We start from the raw sequence: 25956 nt of genomic DNA, 5'->3' as shown, positions 1-25956 counted from the left end.
CGACTACTTCTTGCGAGGCGGGAAGCAGGCGGCCTTGGCGCGGTCGATCGCCTCGTCGTCGAGCGGGGCGATGGTGAGGGGGCTGCGGGGAACGCTGTCGGCTCGCACGCCGTCCAGCACGATGGTCATATAGCGCCGCCAGACCTGCTGGTCGACCGGGCGCGCGAAGGCCGCTGTGGTCTCCACCATGCTGACCAGGAAGAAGAAATCCGAGGGTGCGATACCCTCGCGCAGCACCCCCGCGCCGCGGGCGCGCTCGATCAGATGCTCGATCGCCGGTTTGATCCGATCGCGCACCCACGCGAAACGTTCCTGCGCATCGGGGATTTCGAGCATCACCTCGCCGAAGCCGCGGTTCTGTGCCATGTGCTGGCAAGCGTATTCGAACACCTCGGTCAACCCCGCCCAGGGATCCGGATTGCGGTTGGCCGACTCGACCATCTCCGCCATCTCCGCGATGTTGTGCTCGAACACCTCGACGATCAGTTCCTGCTTGTTCGCGAACCGCCGGTACACCGTGCCCACGCCGACACCCGCCGCCTCGGCCACGTCGTCGAGGGTGACCTCGAGGCCGCGTTCGGCGAAGAGGCTGCGCGCGGCCTCGAGAATGCGTTGCTGATTGCGGGCGGCGTCGGCGCGCAGACGCCGGGGTGGTGCGGAGGTAGTGGCGGGGTTCACAACGTCATATTACCAAGATCCGGGATTAAGTGGAGGCAATACCTCCGTTATTGTGATAGCTTTCAAACGAAGCGGAGGAACCTCCTCCGTATAACGGCATCGGACAAGGGAACCCCATGACCACTTCGATAGATCTCCGGAAAGACCGGGCGACATCGTCGTCCCGGCGCGACCGCGGCCAGAGCCGCCGCGGTTCGCACGCCCTGCGCTGGTGGGTGCTCGCCGTCCTCGCCGTCGCCCAGTTGATGGTCGTCCTCGACGCTACCGTCGTGAACATCGCGCTGCCCGCCGCGCAGCACGCTCTCGGCTTCTCGAACGGCGATCGGCAATGGGTCGTCACCGGCTACGCCCTGGCGTTCGGCAGCCTGCTGCTCCTCGGCGGGCGCCTGAGTGACCTGGTCGGACGCAGGACGACGTTCATCGTCGGCCTCGTCGGCTTCGCCGTCGCCTCCGCGGTCGGCGGTGCGGCGAACGGTTTCGTGATGCTCGTCGCAGCTCGCGTCGCACAGGGTGCTTTCGGTGCTCTGCTGGCTCCCGCCGCGCTGGCGCTGCTGACGGTGACGTTCACCGAGGCATCCGAACGGGCCAAGGCATTCGGCATCTTCGGCGCGGTGGCCGGTGGCGGCGGCGCGCTGGGCCTGTTGCTGGGTGGCGCGCTCACCGAATGGGCGTCGTGGCGCTGGGTGATGTACGTCAACCTGATCTTCGCCGCCGTCGCGCTGATCGGTGCGGTGGCCCTGCTGGCGAAGCACGTCACGAACGAGCGGCCGAAACTGGACATCCCCGGCACGGTCACGGTGACCGCCGCGCTGTTCGGCATCGTCTACGGCTTCTCCGAGGCACAGTCGCGCGGCTGGACCAGCGGCGTGACCCTGACCTTCCTGATCGGCGGCGTCGTACTGCTCGGCGTGTTCGCCTGGCTGGAAACGCGGGTGTCGAACCCGTTGCTGCCCTTGCGGATCGTGCTCGACCGCACTCGCGGCGCGTCCTTCCTGACCATCTTCGTGATGGGCATCGGAATGTTCGCGATCTTCCTGTTCCTGACCTACTACATGCAGCTGACCCTGCACTACTCACCGATCATGACCGGCGTGGCCTTCCTGCCGATGATCGCGGCGCTCGTCGCGACCTCGACCACGGTGCCGTCTCTGCTGCTGCCCAGGATCGGGCCGAAACTCGTTGTCAGCAGCGGGTTCCTGGTCGCCGCGATCGGTATGGCGTGGCTGACCCGGATCGGTCTGCACACCGGATACGCCTCGCACATTCTGCCTGCGCTGATCCTGCTGGGCCTGGGCCTCGGTGGTGCGATGTCCACCGCGTTCCAGAGCGCGACGGCCGGTGTGCACCACGAGGACGCGGGTGTCGCCTCGGCGACCATCAACACCAGTCAGCAGGTCGGCGGCTCGATCGGCACCGCCCTGCTGAGCACCATCGCCGCCTCGGCCGCCTCCGACTATCTGACGAACCGCCAGCCCACCCCGCTGAACGTCGCGCAGTCGTTGATCGAGAGCTACACCACCAGCTTCTGGTGGGCCGCCGGGATCTTCCTGGCCGGCGCCGCGATCATGCTGGCCCTGATGCCGAACACCGCACCCGCCCCGGCGGAAGGTGAGCCGGTCATCGTCCACTGATCGCGAATTCCCTTTCCGGACAATGCCGTCCGCACCGGCGCCCGCCTGTACCCGCAGGCGGGCGCTGTGTTTTCGGCCTCCGCTTCGCTCCGGCGTGTTCGCGGCCCCGGAAGTCTCACCGCTCGGCCCTGGCGGGTACTCGTTCCTCGCACCCGCCACGCGTCCGACCGGCAAGACGGGCCGCGAAGCTTGCGGTTGGTGTTGTTCGAGGTGAACGAGTCTGGGTGAACGGCTGATTGGTTTCGCCGCCGTTGTTGCTGGTCCCTGGGGACTTGCCGATCGGCCGGTGTCGGGCACTCGCTGATGGTGACGCTCTACGTTCGAGCGGGGGCCGCGAAGCTTGCGGTTGGTGTTGTTCGAGGTGAACGAGTCTGGGTGAACGGCTGATTGGCTTCACTGCGGTTGTTGCTGGTCCTGGGGCTTACCCTGCGGCCCGTGTCGGGTGCTCGTTGCCGGTGTCCGCTGTGCGTCCGACCGGCGCGATGGTCCGCGAACCTCGGGTTTGCGTTTCCCTGGTGAATCAGCCTGGGTGACCGTTGGATTGCCCTCGCGGCGCTGCGGTTGTTCGTGAGTACCGGAGTCTCGCGCTGATTTCGGTGTCGCGTCTCCCTGAATCCTGGGTGTGTCAGTTCGAGTTGCCTTGTAGTAGCCAAGATCGGACCTTCGACGGACTACGTACGCGGACCGAATATCGCGATTCGCAATGCTCGGATCGGGCCATCGCCCCGAATCTGCTGGAAGAAACCTGCCGCTCGCGAGCCTGCGTCGGGCGGCGGTCACCCGTTGCGGCCGACCGAGCCGATTGGCGGCGATCGCTGGCAGTTAGCATGATCCGGTGATCACCGGGCCGGGGTAGCAGATTTCCCGTTGGCGGGGCAGCCGCGGGTATCCCGGGAGAATTGCGGTGGCGTCGCGTGCGGTGTGCCGCCCGGACGATTCGGGGCGGCCGCGCGCCGGCGAGGGCACGATGGACGGCACAGGGCGGTGCGAGGGACGGGTGCGATGACGCAGGGTTCGAGGCAACCGGGTACGCGGGCACGAGGATCGGGGGTATGCGATGAGTGAAGAACCGGCGGACCCCGTCGTGGAGATCATGACGGAAGCCGATGCATGGCAGCCCGATCCGCGATGGCGGCCCGCTGCCCGGCTCACCGTGCTGCTCGGTGAGGATGATCACTGGAAGCACCGGCCTCGCTATCACGAGATCGTGCGGCGCGCCCGCGACGCGGGCCTGGCCGGCGCCAGCGTGTGGCGCGGGATGGAAGGCTACGGCGTCTCCTCCCGCATCCACACCACCCGGCTGCTGGATCTGGCCGAGAACCTTCCGGTCATGGTGATGATCATCGACGACGCCGAACGATTGCGCGAATTCGTCTCCGCCAACGCGGAACTCTTCGATATCGGCACCATCGCGCTGTCTCCGGTGCAGGTCTGGACCGGCGGCTCCGGGAGCCGCCCGTGACGGCGGACAACCCGCGGCCCCGCGACCCGAGTACCCCGGTTCCGGTGGATCGTGCGAACCCGCTGCGATTCGCTACGGTAGAACGTCTGGGCACGGCGGCCGCCGCCGGAGCGTTTCTCGCAGAGTGGGTGTGGCCGTGATCCTGATGACCAGCCGGGCGCAGGCGATACGGAAAGGAGGCCCGACCATGGCCCACGATCGAGCCGGACGACCCGCGCGGGCCACCGATCTGGAGGATCTGCCGCATCTCGTGACGGCCTACTACGCGCGCATTCCCGATCCGTCGGATCCCGCGCAGTTGGTCCAGTTCGGTACATCGGGACATCGTGGGTCGAGCCTGGACTGTGCGTTCAACGAGGCGCACATCCTCGCCATCACCCAGGCGATCGTCGAATATCGCGCCACCCGCGGCATCACCGGCCCGGTCTATCTGGCCCGCGACACGCACGCCCTGTCCGAGCCCGCCTGGACGACCGCGCTCGAGGTGCTCGCCGCCAACGAGGTCACCGCGATCATCGACGCCCGCGACCGTTACACGCCCACGCCGGTGCTGAGTCATGCGGTGCTGCGGCACAATCGGGGCGGCGCCCGGCATCAGGCCGACGGCATCGTGGTCACGCCCTCGCACAATCCGCCCCGCGACGGCGGCTTCAAATACAATCCGCCGCACGGCGGCCCGGCCGATACCGTCGCCACCGATGCCATCGCCGATCGTGCGAACGAACTGCTGCGCGGCGGCCTGGTCGGGGTCAAGCGCACCACGTTGCAGCACGCGCTGACGACCAGCGTCGAGCGGTACGACTATCTCGACCACTACATCGCCGATCTGCCGAACGTGTTGAACCTGGACGCGATTCGCGGCGCGGGCATCCGGCTCGGCGCCGATCCGATGGGCGGGGCCAGCGTCGACTACTGGGAGGAGATCGGGCAGCGCTACGACCTCGAACTCGAGGTGGTCAACCCGTTCGTCGACCCGACCTGGCGCTTCATGACCCTCGACGCGGACGGCCAGATCCGGATGGATCCGTCCTCGCGCTACGCGATGGCCTCGCTGATCGCGATCCGCGACGACTACGATATCTCCACCGGCAACGATGCCGACGCGGACCGGCACGGCGTGGTGACACCCGATGCGGGACTGATGAACCCGAACCAGTACCTGGCGGTGGCGATCGAATATCTGATCGCGAACCGGATGGGCTGGGACGCGCTGACCAAGATCGGCAAGACCGCGGTGACCTCCTCGATGATCGATCGGGTGGTCGGCGTGCTGGGACGTCAGGTGCACGAGGTGCCTGTCGGATTCAAGTGGTTCGTGCCCGGATTGTTCAGTGGCTCACTGGCTTTCGGCGGTGAGGAGAGTGCCGGCGCCTCCTTCCTGCGACACGACGGCACGGTGTGGACCACCGACAAGGACGGCATCCTGCTGGCCCTGCTGGCCGCCGAGATCACCGCGGTCACCGGCCAGAGCCCTTCGGCCCGCTACGCCGAACTCGAAAAGCGTTACGGTTCACCGGCATACGCCCGGATCGACGCCGCCGCCACTGCCGCGCAGAAGTCCCGTCTGGCCGCCCTGACCCCCGACGACATCACCGCCACCGAGGTCGCCGGCGAGGAGATCACCGCCATCCAGACCCGGGCCCGGGGCAACGGCGCGGCCCTGGGCGGCGTCAAGGTCAGCACCGAGAACGCCTGGTTCGCCGCGCGCCCGTCGGGCACTGAGGACAAATACAAGATCTACGCCGAATCCTTCGAGGGCCCAGAGCATCTCGCCCAGGTCCAGGCCGTCGCGGAAGAGGTCGTGGGCCGAGCCCTCGGCAGCGACTGATCCGGTGCGCCCGGGTGCGAGGCGGGATCATCGACGGATGTCGGCGTGCTCGGCTCCGCGGCGTACAGCGGAGCGGGGTCGAACTCCATGCCGGTGAACTGCCCGGCGAGTTCGAGAGAAGGACAGGTTCGTACTGCGGCGGACCCGCGGACGGCCGGGGTCTGCGGATCGAGAGCGGTACCCACGTCGGGGATTTCATCGCGGCCGACGGTGGTGTCCTGGCGCACATCGAGGAGAACTCGCGTGGTGCGCTGGTGGAGGCGGACGTGCCCACCCCCACCGGATACCTCGGCGTCGGCCGGCAGGGCATGGCCGGCCGCGCTGAATGCGGCGGCCGAACCATGCCGAAGTGACCGACGGCTAACAGTCCGCGCGTGAATTCTGTTGTGGTTCAGTATTCGTCGCGTTTGCGTGGCCAGCCGGCGAAATCGGTGCCGCGGCCGAGCGGGGCCCGGTCCAGGAGTTGCCAGGTGGCGTTGAGGGCGTCGGTGCCGCGGTCGTAGGTCGAGTAGGTGTGGTAGACGACGCCGTCTCGCAGGGCGAAACAGCTCAGCGCCATCAGTTCCATCACGTCGAGCATATTTCCGGGTGGGCGGTGTTCGGCCGCGGTGCGCATGATCTCGAAGAAGTCGTCGTTGAATCCGCTGTCGCCCGAGGAGACCCATTCGATGCCCCAGCCGAAACGCTGCTTGTAGGCGTTCAGTGTCGCCAAGGGGGAGCGCGAGGCCAGGATGAACGTCACGTCGCGATGGGCCAGATGGGGGACCGCGCCGACGAGATTGTCGGTTTCGAAGGTGCACCCCGGGCAGCCCTCCGGCGTTTTCGGGCCGTGCATGAAATGCCGGATGATCAGCTGCGACCGTCCGTCGAACAGTTCCGCGAGGGTCTTCTCACCGGCATTTGTCTCGAACCGGTACTCCTTGGTCACCGGCACCCACGGCAGCGCCTGGCGCTGCCGGGCCAGCGCATCGGACCGCCGGGTCAGCTCCTTCTCCTGCGCGCGCAGATCCTCGTACGCCGCGCGCCATTGTTCCCGTGTCCCTATGTCGTGTGCGGGCATGCTGCTCCTTTCCGAGCGATTCTCCTGCAGGTAGGACGAGATGCGTGCGGTGAATTCATCGTCGCGCGGCCCGAACATTCGGGGAGTCCGGTGCGGGATGCCGGGCGCACGCCGTGCGAAAACGTCTGCGCGAATTCGGTTCCGCCGAAACACCTACGCCGACTAGCGTTTCGGTTCGGCCGGTGAAGGAAAGCGATCGGTCGTTCCGGGCTGAGGCCGTGGTGGGGACTGCCTCAGCCCCCGGACCGGGCCCGGTGCTTCACCTCTCCGGGCAGGACGCCGAACCTGTCGACGAACGAGGTTCTGAAGCCGCTCAGGGAGCTGTATCCGCAGGAGGTCGCCACATCCACGATGTCCGTGGTGGCGTCCGGGTCGGCGAGCAGATCGTATGCTCGGCGCAGGCGGGTCTCGCGCAGTTCCTGGCCGGGGGTGCGTCCGGTGACCTTCTTCATCGCGGTCTCGAGCTGACGTCGCGACGTTCCGAGGCTTTCCGCCAGCGTGCGAACGGTCAGGTTCGAGTCGTTGCCGTACAACTGGATCCGTCGCCGGGCCGCTGCCACCAGTCTGGCGTGCGCGTCCAGTTCCGGGGCGCGTCGATCGTCCAGGGTTCCCGCGACCAGATCCACGATCGCACGGCTGAACTCGACGAACTCCGTCGCGGTGACCGTGCGGCGATCGGTCGCCAGGCTGTCGACCATGCGCCGGACATTGTTCAGAATGAAGTTCTTGGGCTGAATTCCCAACGGCCCGCGCGGTTCCCGGGCCGGTGGCAGCGCGTATGCCGGGATATTGAGGATGTAGGCTCGAAAGTCGTCGCCGTGCGACATGGCCATGTCCCGATTCCATCGCAGAATGCCCATCCCGCCCGGCTCGACACTGACGGCGTGGTCGGATTGAGCGAGCAGTATCCGCCCGTCGAGCGGGATGATCAGCCGGGCGCTGTCGTCTCCGGCGTTCCTCGCGATCTCATCGCTGCGGATGTAATCAATTGCGCTGGAGGCGAATTCGACCAGCTGGAACTTGCCGGGGTCGGTACCGCCGCGGGTGCTCAGTGCCTGTTGCGTCCAGGTCCTGCCCTCGAACCCATCGGGCCGATCGATCCGGGTGTGCACCGGGCCGTGGTTGTGGCCGACGTGCTCGTGCCACATGTCGATCCGGTCGATCGCGGGCAGATCGGTGCCGAGGGACACCTGGAAAACGCCGTAATGCCAGCCGGTATCCGTGCCGTGCCCCACCACGGTCACCATCCCTCCGCGTGCGTCGAAACGTTCGCGCGAAACCGGTTACGCCGGTGCCGCACCGCTACGCGATCGTAGGGCGGTACCGGCGCTCATGCATATCGAGCAGCGGTTGGACGATTCTTCCGGGCACATCGCAGCGGTCTCGCGGGTCAGAATGCCGGTTTGTCCTGAACCCAGTGGAATCCGCCGCTGCGCAGTCGGAAGCTGTTCAGGTCGACTCGATTCAACGTGATGCTCACCGGATGTCCGTCCAATCGGCCGTCCAGACGCAGCCGGTCCGGTGATGATTGCGCGAATGTGAACTCGCCCAGGCGCTCCGGCGCGGCATCGGCCGGTCCCTCGCTTTCGATGACGTGACGCTGCTCGCCTGCCAATTCGATGTGATGGGTCCGGGTGTCGAGTCGCAGCGCCGCATCGACCACCCGGCCGTCCATACGTTGATAACTCATCACTCCTGGCATATCGAAAACGATTCGCTGCCAACGGTGCTCATCGGTGAGCAGCGGAGGAACCAACTGTCCGTCCCGGGTGAAATCGGTGACAGACCAGATGCCGTACAGCGGCGGATGCGGGCGGCCGTCACCCATTTCCTGATAGTGCTTCCAGCTGGAGTGGGCCAGCGGCAGGAGAATCCACGGGATGCAGGCGATCTGGATCAGCGCCGCGATCGTGCGAGACATGCTGGTACGGAACGGATATGGCGCGTTCGAGGGCGCGCTGGGGCGATCGAGCACCAGCACGTCGAGCAGTCGCCGCGCCTGCGGCGCCAGCAGGAGCAGCGACATGAGCATCAGATGCCCGGACAGAATCTTCACCGGTACGTCGAAGGTCATGTCCATGACGAACACCAGGGACATGTCGACGAGTGCGAGCATCGCGCCGAGTGTCGCGGTGCGCGGGATGAACAACAGTATGCCGCCGACGAGTTCGGCTGTGCCGAGCAGGATTTCGTACGTCGGCGAGGTGCCCACCTGGCTCCACAGCACCGCCATCGGCGAGAAGTCACCGTAGGGTTGCAGCAGTGTGGTCAGCCCCGGTTGCGCCATTTGCGTCGGAATGAATTTGGCCATGCCGTAGGTCAACATCTGCCCGGCCAGGCACAGCCGGACGAACAGCAGGAACCACCCTGCCGGCCAACGATATTCGGGTCGTCGCCGATCCAGTAGCGACCACAGCACGGTTCCGGCCACGGCCACCGAAAGCACGCAGAACAACAGCACCCACAGCAGTGCCATATCGCCACTGCCGCTGCTGTTCAGTTCCGCGTCGACACCGAAAACGGTGCGTCCCACCCACCGATAGCCGGGTTCGAGCACCCGCACCTGCCAGACGACCGCGTCGTCGGGTAACCAACCGTTGGAGCCGAACCAGCCCAGGAATGCGAACAGCAACTGCGGATACAGCACGCAGAACAGTACGAAGTACAGAAAGCAGAACCGAAATGCGATGCGGGTGAACGGGTTCCAGCGAGCACGGGCCGACCCCTCGACATCCCGCAGCTCGCCTTCCCGCTCCACTGTCGCGGCAGTCACGCAGACCACCCTTCTTCGAAGTAGGCAACGGTACGAACTTACGAACAGACGGCTTGCGGCGCCTCCGGGAATCCCCTGAGCCGCACCCTGAATTCGCTCGTGCGCCGGCTCACTGCGACCGCTGAACGGCCGGGGTGAACCTCGAGCCTTCCCGAATCGTGTAGTGACACGGAAGATCTTCCTCGTGCCGGTATCGTCCCTGGTCGGATCAACCAGACCAGCGGGGATGCCCGCCCGAGGCGGCCACACCCGCGTGGGCGGCACCCCTGTCGCCGCGTGGGCACCCCTGTCGCCCAGAACAGAGAAGGTAGGTCATGAACATTCTGCGCGCTGCCGCCGCGACGATGGCCGCGTCGGCCCTCACCGCCCTGACCGCCGCCGTTGCGCCGGCCGCTCAGGCCGCGGCAACCTGCCCGGGAGCGGGGCAGGTGAGTGTTCGGGCCGCGTCCGTGCCCGGCGCAGCCTTCGAGGGTCTCACCGTCGACCCGCACGGCCGCGCCTACGTCACCGACCTGAGCTCGGGCCGGGTGTTCCGCATCGATGCTCCCGGGGCGGCCGCCGTCCCGGTCGCGACCGTGCCGGGGGCGGGCGGGCTGGCCTGGACCCCGGACGGCAAGCTGTTGATCGGTTACGGATCGAATCCGGGTGTGATCGTCGGAGACGCCGCGCGCGCGGCCGGTATCGACGAATTCGACCCCGCCACCGGCAGGCTCACCCCGTACGCCGCGGGCCTGAGCGCCGCCAGCGGACTTGCCGTCGGACGCGACGGAACCGCTTACGCCACCAACGATTTCGCCGCCCTGATCGGCCGCGTCCGCCCCGGCGGTGCGGTGCAGGCGGATTGGGCCCGCTTCCCCAGCGCCAACGGCGCGGTACTCGACCCCGCCGGTCAATTCCTCTACGTGTCACGCACTTTCAGCAACCCTGGCGTCAGCCGGATCCCGATCGGCAATCCCGCCGCCCCGCAGTCACTGCTCGACCTGACCGGCACCGACATCACCGCCGCACCCGACGGCCTCACCCTGGATTCGCTGAACCGGCCGGTGGTCCCGCTCAACCCCTCGGGCCGGATCGTGCGGGTCGACGCCCCCGGACAATATTGCGAACTCGGCACCGCCGCCCCGGCGACCAGCGTCGTCAGCTACGGCCGCGGTTCGACCGGCTTCTCCGCCGGCCGCCTGTTCGCCGCAACGTTCGGCGGAGCCGTCTACGAGATCCCCGGCGGATTCGACCCCCGCGCCACCACCGCCACACCCTGATCTTCGGTACCGGCACGTTCGGGGCCAGAGGTGCGGACGGGTCCTTCCGCGTATTGCGCGGATGAATGGTGACCGGCCGGGTGATCGCCCGCGACGAACAGATATCGTCAACCCTGGCTCGCCCGGCGGGTCCGCGACCCGCAGTGACCGGTAATCGACCGTGGCGGTAGCAGGTTCCGGCAGGGACGCGGAAGCTGACGTGTCGGGTTCCGGCGGGCGCGGTTGCTTTGGCAGAGTAGGGGCCGTGAATTCCTCCCCCGGATCGACGTATCAGCCGCGCCCGATGTCCAGCCGCACCGCCTATCTCCTCGGCGGCGTCGCACTCGTGGTCATCGTGCTGATCGTGGTGTACGTGATGCATTCGAGCAGCAGCAAGAGTCCGAAGGTCCAGGAAGACGGCTACGGTCCGGTGCGCGACTCTGCGGTGAGCGCCCTGCTGGACTCCGATGGTGCCATCGTGCTCGGTAAAACCAACGCCGCCAAGACGATCGATCTGTACCAGGATCCGCTGTGCCCGGATTGTGGCTCGCTCGAACACTATTACGGACAGCAGATCGCCAAATACATCGATGCGGGCAAGCTCGCCGTGCGGTACCGCTTGGTGAACTTCCTGGATCCGAAGTCGGGTACGAAGGACTACTCGACCCGGGCGATCGCGGCCAGCGATTGCCTGGCATCGGCCGGTGACGGCCCGATGTTCTCGAAATTCCACCAGGCGCTGTTCACCACCAAACAGCCCAGCGAGGAAGGCGGCAGCCTGAGCAACGATCAGCTGGCCGCGATCGCGAAGGACGCCGGGGCCCCGGAAGAGGTCCAGCAGTGCATCGCCAAGGGCGACCGCGTCGACGAGGCGCGCGACCACGCGCAGACCGCGATGGCTGCCCTCAAAGCTGCTGTCGGGCAGGTGCAGACCCCGACGGTGCTGGATGGCGGCAAGAATGTCGACACCGGGGACTCCGCCTGGGTGACCAAGCTCGCGGGGTAACCGCATCAGACCTCGAACCGCCCGGACGGCAACCCCAGCCGCCCGGGCGGTGTTCTTGGACCCCCGTGGACGTCCTCCGGATCAGGGATCCTCATCGATCAGCGCCTCGTAGACGCGATTACGCGCATCGGCGATGGAGTTGACGGTATCGCGCAGTTGCCCGGCCATCGCGGCGTAGCCGGAGCCCGCGGGAGTTCGGTCGAGTTCGGATTCCAGGCGACGGCGGAGTTTGTCGAGCGCTGCGATTCGTTCGCGTTCCACGGCGACGTCGATGACGGTCGGCGCCGGCGGGCGGTCCGGGTGCGACATGTGCGGTGTCCTGTGGATCGCTACCGGACGAACGTCCGGCTGCAGGGCGAGCATAAGTGAATCCCCCTCAGCGACTTGGGTTTTCGACAACAAAGTGGCCTGGCGGTTCGTTCTCGGGCGTCATTGATGCCAGCTCCGGATGGACGAACGCGCCGTGTTCGATCGGATAGGTCAGGTCGACGGTGGACGGATGCGGTTGTGCGGGAACGCTTGCGGGACAGGGCCATAGGGCATCGAACGCTTCGATATCGGTGTGTGGGAACAGATACCGTTCACCCTCGCGGAGGGTGGTGCGCTCATCGCCGGTGGGACTCTTCCAGAGTAACCGATCGGCATCGACGCAATGGATCCGCCACGATGTCTCGCCACGGTCGGCCGCTGCCTTCAGCCGATGATGACGTGTACAGAACACCGCGAGGTTCGCCAGGGCCGCGCCTCGGCGCGTGGAATCGACCGGAACATTGTGGTCCACCAGCGATTCCGAGGAGGGCATGGTGCATCCCGGAAAACGGCACATACCATCGAGCGCGCGGACATGTCGCTCCTGCCACCGCGCCCGGTCCGACTCCTCCGGACTGGTCGGATGCTCTATTCGCTCCGGAACCACTTGGAACCGAGCGTATTCCGCGACTCGACGAACGAGCGCCGCATCGATCGGGCCGTAGCCGGATAGATGTGCCGGGGAATCCCGTTCGCCCAGGAGAGTCTCAGCGGGCACGCCGATCTGGATCAACGGCCGGCGTGGCGGCTCGGTTTCCGCTGCGGTGCAGCGCTTTCCGCGCCCGCAGGTGCAGCGCAGCCGCCGTGACCCGTCGGCGAGCGCAACCAGCGCGTCGGCTCGCCGCTGCGGCATCGTGCGCGGATCGGCTTCGCACACCTGCAGGCTCATCTCCCGCAAACGCATCGCGACGGTCTGCGCGCCCACCGCGGGCAGTAAGCCGTCGAATACCGCCATACCGTCCCGCACGGCCTTGATGCGCACATCGCGGTCGCCCTCGCGGCGCTCGCGACGACGACGCTCGCCCGCGGGATCGAGCCTGGACACCCAGCGCCGCACTGTCTGCCGCAGCCGCGCCGGGGTGAGCCGCTCCGCCACGTCGATCAGCGTCTGCTCGACATCGGCGAGCAATTCCTCCGGCAGATCCCGCACGTTCTCCACCAGAACCTGCGCCCGCGCCAGATCGATGCGCCCCGAGGCGAACGCCTCCCGAACCCGCGGCAGCCGATCGAGCCCGACCCCGATATCGATCAGCCCCGCCGCCACCGTCTCGGAGATCTGTACCGCGACCGACACCTCGGCCGCGGCGAACTCCGCCCCCCGCTCCCGCGCCGCCCGCCGCCGATACAGCTCCCGCACCGCAAGCGCCTCGGCAGCCTGCGCGAACGCAGCCGCCCCGTGCGCCCGCCGCACCGCGTCGAGCAGCCCCTCATCGGTCATCCCCTGAAGCTCTCCGCTGTCGAACATGTGTTCGATCGTACCTTTCGAACATCAGTTCCACCACCCCGTTGTCCAGGCGATTTGGCGGCAAATACCCGCGTGGTGTAACTTCGTTCAAGCCGAAGGGGAACACTCCGGAAGCGCAGCACGGGGCTATGGCGCAGCTGGTAGCGCACCACACTGGCAGTGTGGGGGTCAGGGGTTCGAGTCCCCTTAGCTCCACGGAAAACCCAGGTCAGGACCGGTATTGCACCGGTCCTGACCTGTTTTATTTGGCCAAGCCCCACGGAAACCCCACGTTTTCGGTTTCGAATGTCGTTCCGGCCGTGCACCGGCATTGGCCGGGTGTGTAGGGTCTGCTGGCCTATTGGTGGGATTTGGGTGGGTTGGCGAGAGTGCTCAGGGCACCTTCGTACCAGGCGTGTACGGCCAGCCAGATGTATGGGGGCTGTCCTTCCTCGCGTCCTGCAGTTCCCTGGCTTTGCGGACTAGGTATTCGAGCATGGGGTTGTCGCGGTCGGGGAACGGGTACGGGAAGGTGTCGTCCGGCTCGGTGATGCTGTCGGCTCTGTAGTCGTGGTGTCCGTTGGCGATGATCCGCGTTGATTGCCGGGTGACGTAGTCGGTTGGGATTGTTGCCGGTCCGTCTGGCTGCATTGGATGTGGCCTCGGGGCGATGAGTGGTGGTGTCGATTGCTCCGGCTAGTCTGACATGCCGATCCGCTCGGCTGGGCGGAAGGCGAGATGTCGGGTTTGTTGAGGGGTGAGACGGCGTGCTCGTGAAGCGATATCGCCAGGCGCGCCCTTGTAGTGACCCTGTCGCAAGGTCATGCCCGGCGGCAGGATGCGGCGCCGTTGCGGCGTCGACCCGAGCCGACGGTCTGGCCCCGGAGCCTCGGATCCTTGCTGAGCGGCGGGTACTCGGTCATCAACGCAAGCTGCACCGATGGGCAATGGCCGAGTCGCGCAAGCGGTTCGGTGACGTGTTCAACTTGGTTTACGACCAGGCCACGATGCTGGTGGCCTGGGATCGGGTGTCGGGCAACCAGGGTGCCAGGACAGCGGGTGTGGATGCGGTGACCCGCCGTCACGTCGAACAGGACATCGGGGTGTCGGTGTTCCTCGAGGACCTGCGGGCCTCGTTGAAGGACGGCACCTATGCGCCGATGCCGGTGCGGCAGGTCATGATCCCGAAGAAGAGCGGAAAGCTTCGCGCTCTGGGGATTCCGACGCTGCGGGATCGTGTGGCGCAGATGGCCCTCAAGCTGGTCCTGGAACCGATTTTCGAGGCGGATTTCTATCCGCACAGTTACGGATACCGCCCAGGGCGTCGGGCTCAGGATGCCATCGCCGAGATCCATAAACTCACCACCCAGGGCTATGAGTGGGTGGTCGAGGGCGACATCACCGCGTGTTTCGACAATGTCGATCATCGGGTGCTCATGGACCTGGTGGCCGAACGCATCGCTGATCGTAAGGTGTTGCGGCTGGTCCGTGCGTTTCTGCGGGCCGGAATCATGGAACAGCACGGTGGTTTCGCGGCGAGCCTGACCGGCACGCCGCAGGGCGGAGTTGCTTCACCGCTTCTGGCCAACATCTATCTATCGGTGCTGGATCGGCATTTCGCCGAGATCTGGGACCGGGAGATGAACCCGCCGTGGCGGCGTCAGCAGCGCCGCCGCAAAGGGTTGCCGAATTATCGTCTCGTGCGTTTCGCTGACGACTTCGTCGTGCTCGTGCATGGCGAGGAGTCCGACGCCGAAGCGTTGCGTGAGGAGATCGGCGAACTGCTGGCGCAGAAGTTGAAGATGACTCTCTCGGTCGAGAAGACACACATCACCCACATCGATCAACAAGGTGGTTTCGTGTTCCTGGGCTTCCGCATCCAGCGGTGGCAACACGGCAACGGCCGCCGGGTGGTGCGCACCATCCCGTCCAGACAAGCGCTGGCCGGGGTGATGCACAAGATCAAGCAGGCCACCGGGCCGGCGACGACCTCGGCGCGGTTGGGGCAGTTGCTGCGGCAGATCAACCCGATCCTGCGGGGCTGGGCTGCCTACTTCCGTTATGGCGCGTCCAAGAAGACCTTCTCCTACCTGGGCTATTACGCCTGGTGGCGGGTCATCTACTGGATCCGCCGCAAGCATCCGCACCTGACCTGGAAACAGATCCGGCGACGCTACTACGGCACCGACCGGATCCGCGAGGGTGAGCTGGTCCTCTACAACCCGGCGACGATGCAAGTGCGGCGGTATCGCTACCGCGGCACACGCATCTCCACGCCCTTCAACATCGACAGCCTCGACCCGGCCGGAGCACGCTTCCGGCGCACGAGTCACGACGATGTGGCGTTCGTCGGGCAGGTCTCCGAACTCGTCACCTGAGACCTATCGGGACACGTGGAGAGCCCGGTGCGGGGACAACTCGCACGCCGGGTTCGGCGGGCGGAGACGGGGAGACCGACAGCCGAAATGCTGTACGGCGTCCCGTCTCCGACCCAACAGATGCAGGCCCTGGACCGGACCGCACCGACGTTGCCGATCATGCCCACCACCCCGGCACGCATGACACACGACTATGTCCGTCACGGCACCACGAACCTGTTCGCTGCCTTCGACGTGGCCAGCGGCTCGGTCATCGCCGAACACTATGCGCGCCACCGGCATCAGGAATTCCTCCGGTTCCTCAAAACCATCGACACCGCCGTGCCGGCCGGGTTCGACCTGCACCTGATCTGCGACAACTACGGCACCCACAAGACACCGGAAGTGAAGAAATGGCTGCTGCGCCACCCCCGGTTCCATCTGCACTTCACCCCGACATCGGCCAGTTGGATGAACCTGGTCGAGCGCTGGTTCGCCGAACTCACCAACCGCAAACTACGCCGCTCGGCCCACCGCAGCGTCACCGAACTCAAAGCCGACGTCCAAGCCTGGATCAACGCCTGGAACGAAAACCCCAAACCCTTCGTCTGGACCAAAACCGCCGACCAGATCCTCGAAACACTCGCCGCCTACTGCCAGCGAATTAACGACTCACGACACTAGATTCACGCCCTTGTAGCATAAGTAATATTCGGAAAGCGAGGTGGCAGGGCCCATGTCGGAAGCTTTACGATTATTCCTGGCCGTCGAGCCCGATCCGGAACTACGCCGAGGCCTGTCCCATCTGATCGGCGAACTCAAACGAGAGTCGTGGGCAGCACACGTCCGGTGGGTGCGCTCGGCTAATTTGCACGTCACCCTCAGGTTCCTGGGTGACGTCGCCGGCGAGGACGTTTCACGAATATCCAGCGGTGTGCGCAGCGTAACCGGCGGGATCGGCCCACTCCGCATGCAGGTGCCCAGCATCGCGCTGTTCCCGACGCCGCGCAGACCGCATGCCATTGTGGGCGAAGTTACCTCCGGCCCGGAACTGCCGGCGCTCGCGTCGACATTGGAAGAGGTCGCCGTGAACGCGGGTTTGGTACCGGAAAAGCGGCCGTTCTCGCCCCATCTCACGCTGGGCCGGGTGATCAAATACCGGATACCGCATCTTCATGAATTCTCGCGGTTGAACCTGCGGCCCATGCTGGTCGACAGAATCGTCCTGTTGCAGAGTGAGCAGACCGAACGCGGCCGGAAGTACACACCATTGGACTACTTTTCGCTGCGGAAATACGAAAACGACCTCTAGCCCGAAAACTGCGGGTACGAGTTCAGCAGTCGTCCGTCAAGGGCCGAGTGTCGATCTCCTCTGTCATGACACCGCAGACAGGCGGCGATTCAGGGCGGTCTTGTGCCAGAACGAATGGGCGAGGGGAGAACCGGTTTCGGCATCGACTTGCCCCAACGCTACGGCGTGGTGCGCCGGAATGCCATCGGCTGTCATGGTGTCACAGATCCACGCCACGATGCTTCCTGTGCGAGCCAGCGGAATTGGCGCGCCGGCGGGGCCAGGCGGTCGAGTGTCTGATTTCGTGAAACTGGAACAGATTCAGGTTCAGACGGCGATAATCCGGGGGAAAGTTGCCGCATAGCAACAACATCCATGCACTGCTCCCGAACACCGGCCGGCGCCGGTGGAGGCGGGACCGGCGCACCATGCATCTGCGGCGATGAAATACGCTGTGGGTCAAAAGGATTCAGCTAATGGACGGACGTACGACCGTGAACAGCAAGGCCGTTGCGACCATGCTCGGCGCGTTCCCAGCCAGGCTCCGAAAGCTACTACTCCGCGCGTGTTGTCCACTCGTCGTGGTTGTCCTGTTGTTCACCTCCGTCGCCTCCGCGCAGTCTCCGGCGGCCGGCGGAGACTGGCCCATGTCGCAGTTCGACCCGACCGGTTCGCGATACAACCCGTACGAAACCGCTCTCACGCCTACCAATGTCGGTTCGTTGAAACTGAAGTGGGCGTTCGCCTTCCCAGGCGCCGTCGCCGCATCCAGTCAGCCCGCAGTTGTAGGCGGTGTCCTCTACGTGGGCGGGCGCGACGGAAAGCTGTACGCTCTCGACGCCAAGACCGGTCAGTTCAAGTGGTCGTTCGACGCCCACACGACTCTCGGGAACCTTCCCACGTACGGGTTGCGCGACGGGATCGCGGTCGTGGGCGGCATCGTCTACTTCGGTGACAACTCGGCCAACCTGTGGGCGCTCGACGCAGCGACCGGCGCCGAGCGCTGGAGCGCCAAACTCGACCAGCACCCATGGGCGATCATTACCAGCTCGCCGTTGGTGTACAACGGCACGGTCTACGTGGGCACCTCGAGTCAGGAGGAGGGCCAAGCGGTCAACCCCGCCTACCAGTGCTGCTCGTTTCGAGGCAGCATGGTGGCGGTCGATGCCGCGAGCGGCGCTATCAAGTGGCAGCACTACACGATTCCGCCGTCGGAGCCGACCGGTGGCACGCCGGCGTTGGCGCCCAGCGGTGGGGCGATTTGGTCCTCACCCACCATCGACCCGACGAGCAACACGCTGTACTACACCTCCGGGAATCCCTATACCGGCACGCCCGACGGAGCGGAAGCGATCGCCGCGCTGGACCTGGGGAGCGGGGCGGTCCGCTGGAACCATCAGATGACCCCGAACGACACGTGGAACGTCCGCTGCCTGGTGCCACCGGCCGGAGGGAACTGCCCGAATCCCGGTCACGACTACGACTTCGGCACTCAGCCGAACATTTTCACCATCAACGGCCGCAGAGTCGTCGGCGCTGGTCAGAAGAGCGGCATCTATCATCTGCTCGACGCCACGAACGGCGCGATCATCTGGCAATCCCAGCTGTCGTCTCCATCCACCCCCCTGCCGGTGCAGGGCGCCGAGTCGCTGCAAGGTATCCAATGGGGCGCAGCCTACGACGGCAAACGCCTGTACGTGGCCACCTACCAGGCCGGTCCGGGCACTCTGTTCGCCCTGAACCCGGCCGACGGCTCACGCGTCTGGAGCACCCGGAACCCGCCCACCCTGTGCCCGCCGGGAATCAAATTGGTCGGCCAGCAGTGTCAGGCCATGCCGAATGCGGTATCCGCGACGCCCGGTCTGGTCTATGAGGGCAGTGTCGACGGCCACCTACGCGTCTTCTCGGCCGACACCGGCGCGATCCTCGAGGACCTCAACACGTTGGGCGCCTACACGACTGTGAACCTGGTGCCAGGCACCGGCGGCTCGCTCAACGGCAACGGCGCGGTCATCTCGAACGGCGTGCTCTACACAAACTCCGGCTACCTGCACCCGATCACCCAAGGCGCACCGGGCAACGTCCTACTGGCCTACGGCCTGCCCTGATCGCGCGTACCTGCCAGTTGTTAAGTGTCTGTCGGTGAGACGAAATGGCCTGTGGCACAGACTATCCGGATCAGTCGCACATCGGTCGGTCACCGCCCTGACCGGATCCGCTGGGGGTAGGGCCTACGCTCCAAGGGGGTGGCCCCCGGCAACCGGGTGCTTTGCGAGTCCACGGGAGAGGGAACCCGATCGAGACGAATATCCTGACGATCGTGTTGGCGCTGGTCGGGTTCGTGTTCGCCAGCTCAGTGCTGGTATTGCACCCGTTCTCGGTCCGGTGGGACGACGCTCAATGCACCACGCACCCCGGGGCCGGTGGGATGTCGGCGAAGCGGTCGGCGAGGAAGTTCATGGCGCCGAGGGCTTCGCCCGCCGCGGCTCCGATGTGCATCGGGAACGGTGAGTGGATTGCGGTGAGGGTGGCGCCTCGTGCGCAGTAGCTGTCCAGGAGGGTGTTGTAGCCGGCGACGGGGATCTTGTCGTCGGTGAGGCTGTGGTATAGGTACATCGGGGTGTCGGGGGTGGTTCGGCCGAGTTCATTGGGTGCGGCGGCATCGCGGAAAGCCTTCTGCGCCAGCAGGTTCGGAACCTTGACGAGGTCCTCGAGGTGGGTGTCGGCGTATCTTCCGGCCTGATCCGCGCCGCAGGCGGAGGTGTCGGCGGTGAGCAGTGCGCGCTGGCCTCGGTTGTTCAGCAGGTCGGCCAACCGGGAGTCGGGTTCGTCGCGGGCCAGCCCGAGCAGGATCAGAATCGCGCCCGCCTCGCCATCGGCGCGCTGTGCCATGGCCGGTATGTCGGTGGGGATTCCGCCCGCGCTGGTGCCGACGAATCGCACGTCCGGCGCGTATTCGTGACGCAACTGCGTGGCCCACAGTGTCGCGAAGGCTCCGCTCGAGTATCCCCAGGCGCCGATCGGGCTCGCGGGGTCGATGCCGGTCGCCGCGTACGACCGTGCGGCCCGGATTCCGTCCAGGACTCCACGTCCGGATGTCACGCCGTCGAAGAGCCGGGACTGCGGGCCTTCGTAATCGCTGACCACGACGGCCCATCCGCGACGCAGTGCGTCCGCGATGAACGGCGCGTCCTGCATGGTGGCCGCCATCTCGGCGACGCCTCCGCCGCGCAGTGTGACCGACGGTGCGCACCGGGTGTCGAGACTGTTCTCGGGTACCTGGTACGCCAGCACCGGCCGCGGCCCGTTCGAGGGCACCGGCGGCGCCAGTACCGTGGTCACGTCCAGCTGCGGATGCTGTTCGGAATCGGTTGTGCGGTAACGCAATTGCCATGCCGATACCGGAACCGGAAGGCCGAGCAGCGAGATCGGCCGCGCGCCGAGCACCGTGCCGTTCGGATGTGCCGCGAGATCGGCGGGTGCGAAATAGAAGGGATCGTCACCGGGCGATGGCGCCGCGGCTCGCGCGACCGGCATCGCCAATGCTGCCGGCAGCAGGATCACGGCGAGGGTGAGGGCCGCGAGCCACAGCCCGCCGACCCGCGGCCATTTCGCCGGTCGCGCCGGCGCGCCATGGGCCGAAAGGCCGAGCGTACCGGTGGCCGAATACGCTGTGTGGTAAGCGATTTCGCGATATGTCGACAACTCGTGCCCGGATTTCATCGTATCTCCCGCGTCTGCCTGCCCGACGGGCAGGCTCCGTGTGCCTGCACCGTTTCGGGAACGCGAAATCACGATAGCATAACAATCTGAATTCTTATCGGAAAAGTTTCAACGCCTATCGGGGTCTGTCAGTCGTAGGAAGGAGTTTCGCCGAATCGCGGCGATCGCGGTGCGGAAGCCTGTCTGGAATATATTGGGCAATTGTCCAGCGCACGTGGCTGTTACGAAATTCTATGATCCATGCGCGTTCTGTGGCGTCATGAAATCTCATGTCAGAGCCGTGACCGCGGCGTGATGTGGCAGATGTGAATGAAGTGACTGTAAATCTCAGCTTCACCAATACCGTCTCAGCAAACGTCAGTAGGGTGCCGGTTCGAGACCTCGGAAATGGTTTGTGCAGAATCACGGATGCGCGCACGGAGGTCGAGAGCAGGAGATGCGATGCGGATGCTGTGGGTTCGATGGTTGGTGCTGGGCGTCATATCGGCGGCCGCATTCGCCACCGTGCCGGTCGGACCGGCAGGCGCCGATCCCGTCGAGGACGTTCCGAGCGGGCTGGCCTCGTTCTATCACCAGCAACTGCACTGGAAGCCGTGTGGCGACGCGGTGCTCGACGCCGCGGGGGCGCAGTGCGCGGGCGTCGTCGTACCGCTCGACTACAACCGTCCGGCCGGGCGCACCCTGACCGTCGCGATCTCGCGTATTCCGGCCACCGACCCGGCCCGCAGGCGCGGGATCCTGCTGTCGAACCCGGGCGGTCCCGGCGGTCCGGGTCTCGGCATGATGGCCGACCTCCGGGATCGATTCAGCGCCGATGTCCGCGCCCGCTACGACCTGATCGGCATGGATCCGCGTGGCATCGGCCGATCGGACCGGATGAACTGTGCGCTGCCACTGCCCACCATGTTGTTCTCGGCCGGCTTCGACGCGTTCGGTTACGCGCGCGACGCCACCCTGGCCGCCGCGTTCGCGGCTTCCTGTCTCGCGCCCGATCCGGAGAAGGCCCGGTTCATCACCACCCGCAATACCGCCCGGGACATGGACGTCATCCGCGGCGCATTCGGTGAACGCGAGATCAACTATTTCGGCGACTCCTACGGCACCTACCTGGGCGCGGTGTACACGCAGATGTTCCCGCGGCACAGCGGCCGGATGGTGCTGGACAGCGCCCTGGACCCGGACCGCTACTGGCTCGGCGCGTACCAGGACATGGGCCCGATCAACGAGGCCGCGCTCGACGACTGGGCGATCTGGGCCGCCCGCCGCGACACCGACTACCACTTCGGTCGCACCGGACCGCAGGTCCGCGCCTTTGTCGAGGACATGATCCGGCGTGCCGCCGCGCATCCGGTCATCGGCAACGGCTACCTCATCGATGAACACACCGTGCCGATGATGCTGCTGTCGCTGCTGTCGAATCCGCGCAAGAACACCGACCTGGCCGAGGTCGTGCGGACGATATCCGACGGAGTATCCGGGCTGCCGATCGACATGGAGCAACTGAAGGCGAAGATCAGCGGTCCCGTTCCGCTGGAAGCCGCGGGCATGGCCGCAGTGCAGTGCGGCGACAAGGCCGCCCCCCGAGACCTGGCCTGGTATCAGCGCAACATCGACAGCGTCCGGGCGACCCAGCCGGTATTCGGCGCGTTCGCCAACAACATCACCGCCTGTGCTTTCTGGCCGGACCCGATCGAGCCACCCACTGCTGTGCGCAACCCGACGCCCGCGCTGATCCTGCAGGCGACCCGCGACACTCGGACCGCCTACCAGGAAGGCGTTGCACTGCACCACGACCTGACCGCGTCACGGATGGTCACACTCGCGGACACCCGCGTGCACGGCGTCCTGCACTCCGGCCTGAGCCGCTGTGTGAACGGCATCGTGGATACCTATCTCCGTGACGGCACTCTCCCCGGTGCCGACCGGACCTGCGAACGTGACCCCGAGTATCGCTCCGGCTACTGATCCTCGGACCGGCCGCATCGAGGCTTGCGGATCGGAAGAGGCCGAAACCGTTGTGCGCGAACAGGTGTGGCGAACAGCTGCCTGTGAACTTGCTACGGACGGCTCGGTCACACCGGCTATGCCGGGTCGGCTCATATCTTGCGCGCGACTCCCGCGTAGAACTGGACCTGGTTGTCCATTTTGTCGGGCGGCCTGATGGCCGGGCGCCATCTGTGCGGAGTGGTCAGCCCGGGGTCGACCCATTCCAGCCCCGCGAAGAAGCGGGCGAATTCCGCTCGGGTGCGGATTTGGCCCGGCATTCCCGATTCGTGGTAGATGCGTTCGACCTCGGCCATTTCCGGGCCGAAATCGGGAGTGGCGTGGGTCATCAGCAGGTAGGAGCCGGGGGCGAGGGGCGACAGGAGCTGGTCGACGATTTCGTAGGGGGAATGTTCGTCTTCGACGAAATGCATCACGGCGATCAGGGACAGGGCGGTGGGTTGGGTCGGGTCGAGGGTGTCGAGTAGTTCGGGTGCGGCCAGGATCGAGTCCGGCTTTCGGACGTCGGCGTGGACGTAGGTGGTGTGGCACTGGGCGGTGCTGGCCATCAGGGCTCGGGCATGGGCGAGGACCAGGGGGTCGTTGTCGACGTAGACCACGCGGGACGCGGGATGTATTTGTTGGACGGCCTGGTGCAGGTTCGGCTCGGTGGGGATACCGGTACCGATATCCAGGAACTGCCGGATGCCTTGGTCTGCGCAGAATTTCGCGGCTCGCAGCATGAAATTGCGATTCTGTCGTGCGGTCACCCGCACATGGCGGTGCACCTGTTCGGAACGTTCGCCGGCGCGTCGGTCCGCCGCATAGTTGTCGTGCCCCCCGAGCCAGTAGTCGTAGACTCGCGCGGGATGCGCGACCTGAGGATTGAGATCCGCAGCCTCCACAAATGGCAACTGTAGCTCGAAAGCCGTTCGCGCACAGCGAAAAATTTGGCGCAATGCCATTTCAGTCGAGGATGGGCTGCGTGAGGCGGTTCGCGATCGGTTTTCGAGGAAGGCTGTGCCGCAATGGTATTCGGATGCGCCGCGGCCACGATGCCGTTCGACCGAGTTGTCCGAAAAATTCCCTCCGGTCGACCGAATTATGCCGTGTGGTTTGCATCGCTTCGATCCGGGAAATCGAAACGTATCCGAACAGCCGATGCCGAAATGGCGATCCGCACAGCGCAAAGGTGCCCCTCGCCGTCGGCGGCTCGACCACGGAGTGGCCGAAAATCCTACGACTCGGGGCACCTTTCGCTGTCACAGCGCACGCGTCGAGACAACCCTCGCGGATGCGAACACGGCCGACATGCCGTGGCCGATGTCGCCGGCCGTGGCGCGGTCAGGCCGCGGCCGAATCCTCCCAGCCGGTGAACTTCCGGTACGCGTCGATGTAGTTCTCCGAGAAGATGGGCGCGAAGGACAGGTCCGGGAGGGCGAAGCCGTCGATCATGGTCGTCAGACGATCGAGGAGAACGGTGCGGTACCCGCGCAACTCGGACGCCACTTGCGGCATGTGTTCGTGATGAATGAACCACGCGCCGTTGGTGTGGACACACTCCAATGCGTACGCCGCCGCCGCGGACTCGGCCAGCACGCGCGCTGTCGGGTCCGTGGTGGTGATCGACTCCAGGTGCAGGGCCGTGGCGGCGAGTCGCTGACTTGTCGCGTCGGCCATCTCCACGGCGGCGGATTCGGGACCGAGTGCACAGCTGGCCGGATCGGGTGAGCCGGTGCGCAGGCTGGTCGCGATTCGGTGTTCGCGGTGGATCAACATGTCGAGGTACCACGGCAGCCGTTCGGGGGTGCCGGGGAGCCGGAGGAACTCGATATCGGGACGTCCGACCTTCACCTGGAGAATCCTGTTTTCCCCCTCGGCGGTGATGGCGCCCTTGGTGCCACCGATCCAGTCGGCGTAGAGGTTCGAGCGCAGTGTTCCCTGTGCGCCGGCCCGCTGTTCACAGGTCGTCAGGACATCCAGTCCGGTGTAGGTGAGCAGAGGTTTGGCGATCATCGACCACACCGCGTGGGGGTGGTTGTCGGCGTCGGGGCCGCTGCGCAGGTCACGGATGCGGCGGCCCAGCACGCTCGTGGCATAGACCGCGGCGAGCGCGGATACCTGGTCCAGCTGCACATTGTCACGGTCGGCCATCAGCACGCCCTCGCCGGGGCGACGCTGCAGCGAGTAGTTGACCAGTCCGGCCAGTCCTGCCCGTGCCGCGGCGATGATGCAGTTGGCCAGGTCCAGCCTTCCGTCGCCCAGTACGCCGATCGCCCGATGGAACCGATGACGCAGTGGCACAGCACATTCGAAGCGCCCATCCGGAGTCATCACCGCCCAGTCGCCGCCGAGCAGCGCATCGCGCGGTACCCACAGCCGGGTGAACCGGAAGATGCCGTGGTCCATGGCTGTCGAGGATTTGTCCGGCAGTGCGACCGCGTCGACACCCTTCGCCAGGCCCTCGGACGTGCGTAGCCGGAACAAGAACGGCAGCACGCCCTGGTCTTCGCCGTCGATGAGCAGGCGTGCGGTGACCACCGCGGTCTTGGGCACCGCCGAGGCCGCGTTCGGCATGAACTTCCACGCCTCGGCGCTCGGCGAGGAAATCCAGAAGCCGTCGGTGCCGGGGTCCCACGTCGCGATGGTCTTGTGGTCGTTACCGTTCGTGCCGCCGAGTTCGGTCAGGCACAGCAGACCGATCGCCTGTGCGGTGTCCAGTTCGTTCAGGCATTCCTGCTGATACCGAGATCCGTTGCCCAGCCGGTTGATTGCGCTGGCGGACAAGGAGAAGTGTCCGGTCAGGATGGGCGCCATGTGGGGTGCGGCCACCAGGGCGTTGCCACACAACGCGCCCCGGAGCTGATGGTCCGCCGCGATCTCCCTGGCGGGGTGGCCCAGCCTGGACAATGCGAGCTGCAGCAGTTCAGGTCCGAGGAGGGCTTCGTCCGAGTGAATGAGTCCGGTACGCGGGCCGTCGCCCAGGCCTGCGATGACGTCCCTGAACCGACGCTGCAGCGGCCACTGTTCACCGAAGATCATATGCCGCAACGCGGCAACGGTCGGCGAGGATTCGGAGGCGAGATGTGGCTCGTGGCCGGGAGGCGTTTCATTGACAGAATCGGCAGGACGGGGAAGATCTGTTGTTGTCATAACACACCCACTCTGGTAAC

At 66.0% G+C, this 25956-nt stretch carries 20 protein-coding genes and 1 tRNA gene; 12 read left to right on the top strand and 9 right to left on the bottom strand.

From position 1 onward, the window contains the following. Positions 1-3: 3 nt before the first annotated feature. Positions 4-678 (bottom strand): TetR/AcrR family transcriptional regulator, encoded by a 675-nt coding sequence (locus tag AC5WS7_RS25175; RefSeq protein ID WP_495957027.1) that lies wholly within the window; start codon positions 676-678, stop codon positions 4-6. Positions 679-794: 116 nt separating this feature from the next. On the opposite strand from AC5WS7_RS25175, the gene AC5WS7_RS25170 reads away from it, so the two are divergent. From AC5WS7_RS25170 to AC5WS7_RS25155, 4 genes are all read left to right on the top strand, one after another. Continuing rightward, entirely contained in the window at positions 795-2309 is a 1515-nt protein-coding gene (locus AC5WS7_RS25170) for an MFS transporter (RefSeq protein WP_495957026.1), read from the top strand. A 1057-nt stretch (positions 2310-3366) separates the two neighbouring features. Then, complete coding sequence (locus tag AC5WS7_RS25165; protein WP_495957025.1) at positions 3367-3771, top strand: DUF190 domain-containing protein; 405 nt, start codon at positions 3367-3369, stop codon at positions 3769-3771. Between the two features lie 187 nt (positions 3772-3958). Continuing rightward, positions 3959-5599 carry a phosphoglucomutase (alpha-D-glucose-1,6-bisphosphate-dependent) gene (pgm, locus tag AC5WS7_RS25160; RefSeq protein ID WP_495957024.1) on the top strand — a complete coding sequence of 547 codons (1641 nt, stop codon included), beginning with the start codon at positions 3959-3961 and terminating at the stop codon, positions 5597-5599. A 14-nt stretch (positions 5600-5613) separates the two neighbouring features. Continuing rightward, the gene (locus AC5WS7_RS25155; RefSeq protein WP_495957023.1) at positions 5614-5952 is read left to right on the top strand and encodes a hypothetical protein; all 339 of its coding nucleotides are present in this window, start codon (positions 5614-5616) and stop codon (positions 5950-5952) included. A gap of 38 nt (positions 5953-5990) precedes the next feature. On the opposite strand, the gene AC5WS7_RS25150 is transcribed toward AC5WS7_RS25155, so the two are convergent. From AC5WS7_RS25150 to AC5WS7_RS25140, 3 genes are all read right to left on the bottom strand, one after another. After that, a complete protein-coding gene (locus AC5WS7_RS25150; RefSeq protein ID WP_495957022.1) occupies positions 5991-6659 on the bottom strand; it encodes a DUF899 domain-containing protein in 669 nt (222 codons plus the stop codon). Between the two features lie 233 nt (positions 6660-6892). Next, positions 6893-7903, bottom strand: a complete 1011-nt coding sequence (locus AC5WS7_RS25145) for a helix-turn-helix transcriptional regulator (protein WP_495957021.1) — start codon at positions 7901-7903, stop codon at positions 6893-6895. 146 nt (positions 7904-8049) lie between these two features. After that, the gene (locus tag AC5WS7_RS25140; protein WP_495957020.1) at positions 8050-9432 is read right to left on the bottom strand and encodes a DoxX family protein; all 1383 of its coding nucleotides are present in this window, start codon (positions 9430-9432) and stop codon (positions 8050-8052) included. Between the two features lie 314 nt (positions 9433-9746). Here AC5WS7_RS25140 and AC5WS7_RS25135 point away from each other — a divergent pair, with 314 nt between their 5' ends. Both AC5WS7_RS25135 and AC5WS7_RS25130 read left to right on the top strand, forming a co-directional pair. Beyond that, positions 9747-10691, top strand: a complete 945-nt coding sequence (locus tag AC5WS7_RS25135; RefSeq protein ID WP_495957019.1) for an SMP-30/gluconolactonase/LRE family protein — start codon at positions 9747-9749, stop codon at positions 10689-10691. Positions 10692-10935: 244 nt separating this feature from the next. Then, entirely contained in the window at positions 10936-11676 is a 741-nt protein-coding gene (locus AC5WS7_RS25130) for a DsbA family protein (protein ID WP_495957018.1), read from the top strand. A gap of 81 nt (positions 11677-11757) precedes the next feature. On the opposite strand, the gene AC5WS7_RS25125 is transcribed toward AC5WS7_RS25130, so the two are convergent. Together AC5WS7_RS25125 and AC5WS7_RS25120 are read right to left on the bottom strand one after the other, a co-directional pair. Continuing rightward, complete coding sequence (locus AC5WS7_RS25125) at positions 11758-11985, bottom strand: hypothetical protein (protein ID WP_495957017.1); 228 nt, start codon at positions 11983-11985, stop codon at positions 11758-11760. Positions 11986-12052: 67 nt separating this feature from the next. Then, positions 12053-13450, bottom strand: a complete 1398-nt coding sequence (locus AC5WS7_RS25120; RefSeq protein WP_495957016.1) for an HNH endonuclease signature motif containing protein — start codon at positions 13448-13450, stop codon at positions 12053-12055. Positions 13451-13572: 122 nt separating this feature from the next. Here AC5WS7_RS25120 and AC5WS7_RS25115 point away from each other — a divergent pair. The 5 genes from AC5WS7_RS25115 (at position 13573) to AC5WS7_RS25095 (ending at position 19185) form a co-directional block, all read left to right on the top strand. Beyond that, positions 13573-13645: transfer RNA gene (locus tag AC5WS7_RS25115), tRNA-Ala, on the top strand. Positions 13646-14376: 731 nt separating this feature from the next. After that, entirely contained in the window at positions 14377-15807 is a 1431-nt protein-coding gene (ltrA, locus tag AC5WS7_RS25110; RefSeq protein ID WP_495957015.1) for a group II intron reverse transcriptase/maturase, read from the top strand. Between the two features lie 87 nt (positions 15808-15894). After that, entirely contained in the window at positions 15895-16470 is a 576-nt protein-coding gene (locus AC5WS7_RS25105) for an IS630 family transposase (RefSeq protein ID WP_495957014.1), read from the top strand. Between the two features lie 40 nt (positions 16471-16510). Continuing rightward, the gene (gene thpR / locus AC5WS7_RS25100) at positions 16511-17098 is read left to right on the top strand and encodes an RNA 2',3'-cyclic phosphodiesterase (RefSeq protein WP_495957013.1); all 588 of its coding nucleotides are present in this window, start codon (positions 16511-16513) and stop codon (positions 17096-17098) included. 626 nt (positions 17099-17724) lie between these two features. After that, the gene (locus AC5WS7_RS25095; protein WP_495957012.1) at positions 17725-19185 is read left to right on the top strand and encodes an outer membrane protein assembly factor BamB family protein; all 1461 of its coding nucleotides are present in this window, start codon (positions 17725-17727) and stop codon (positions 19183-19185) included. 289 nt (positions 19186-19474) lie between these two features. Here the strand turns inward: AC5WS7_RS25095 and AC5WS7_RS25090 are convergent, their stop codons facing one another. Continuing rightward, positions 19475-20800, bottom strand: a complete 1326-nt coding sequence (locus tag AC5WS7_RS25090) for a lipase family protein (protein ID WP_495957011.1) — start codon at positions 20798-20800, stop codon at positions 19475-19477. A gap of 447 nt (positions 20801-21247) precedes the next feature. Here AC5WS7_RS25090 and AC5WS7_RS25085 point away from each other — a divergent pair, with 447 nt between their 5' ends. Further along, on the top strand, positions 21248-22765 hold the full coding sequence (locus tag AC5WS7_RS25085) for an alpha/beta hydrolase (RefSeq protein ID WP_495957010.1): 1518 nt from the start codon (positions 21248-21250) through the stop codon (positions 22763-22765). Between the two features lie 131 nt (positions 22766-22896). Here AC5WS7_RS25085 and AC5WS7_RS25080 read toward each other — a convergent pair whose 3' ends face one another. Together AC5WS7_RS25080 and AC5WS7_RS25075 are read right to left on the bottom strand one after the other, a co-directional pair. Then, the gene (locus AC5WS7_RS25080) at positions 22897-23688 is read right to left on the bottom strand and encodes an SAM-dependent methyltransferase (protein ID WP_495957009.1); all 792 of its coding nucleotides are present in this window, start codon (positions 23686-23688) and stop codon (positions 22897-22899) included. Between the two features lie 439 nt (positions 23689-24127). Continuing rightward, on the bottom strand, positions 24128-25834 hold the full coding sequence (locus AC5WS7_RS25075; protein WP_495957008.1) for an acyl-CoA dehydrogenase family protein: 1707 nt from the start codon (positions 25832-25834) through the stop codon (positions 24128-24130). Between the last annotated feature and the right edge of the window lie 122 nt (positions 25835-25956).

It is taken from the genome of Nocardia sp. PLKS1-43, assembly GCF_059510335.1.
Note: the sequence above shows the minus strand (reverse complement) of the source record. Positions and strands in the feature narration are given on the sequence as shown.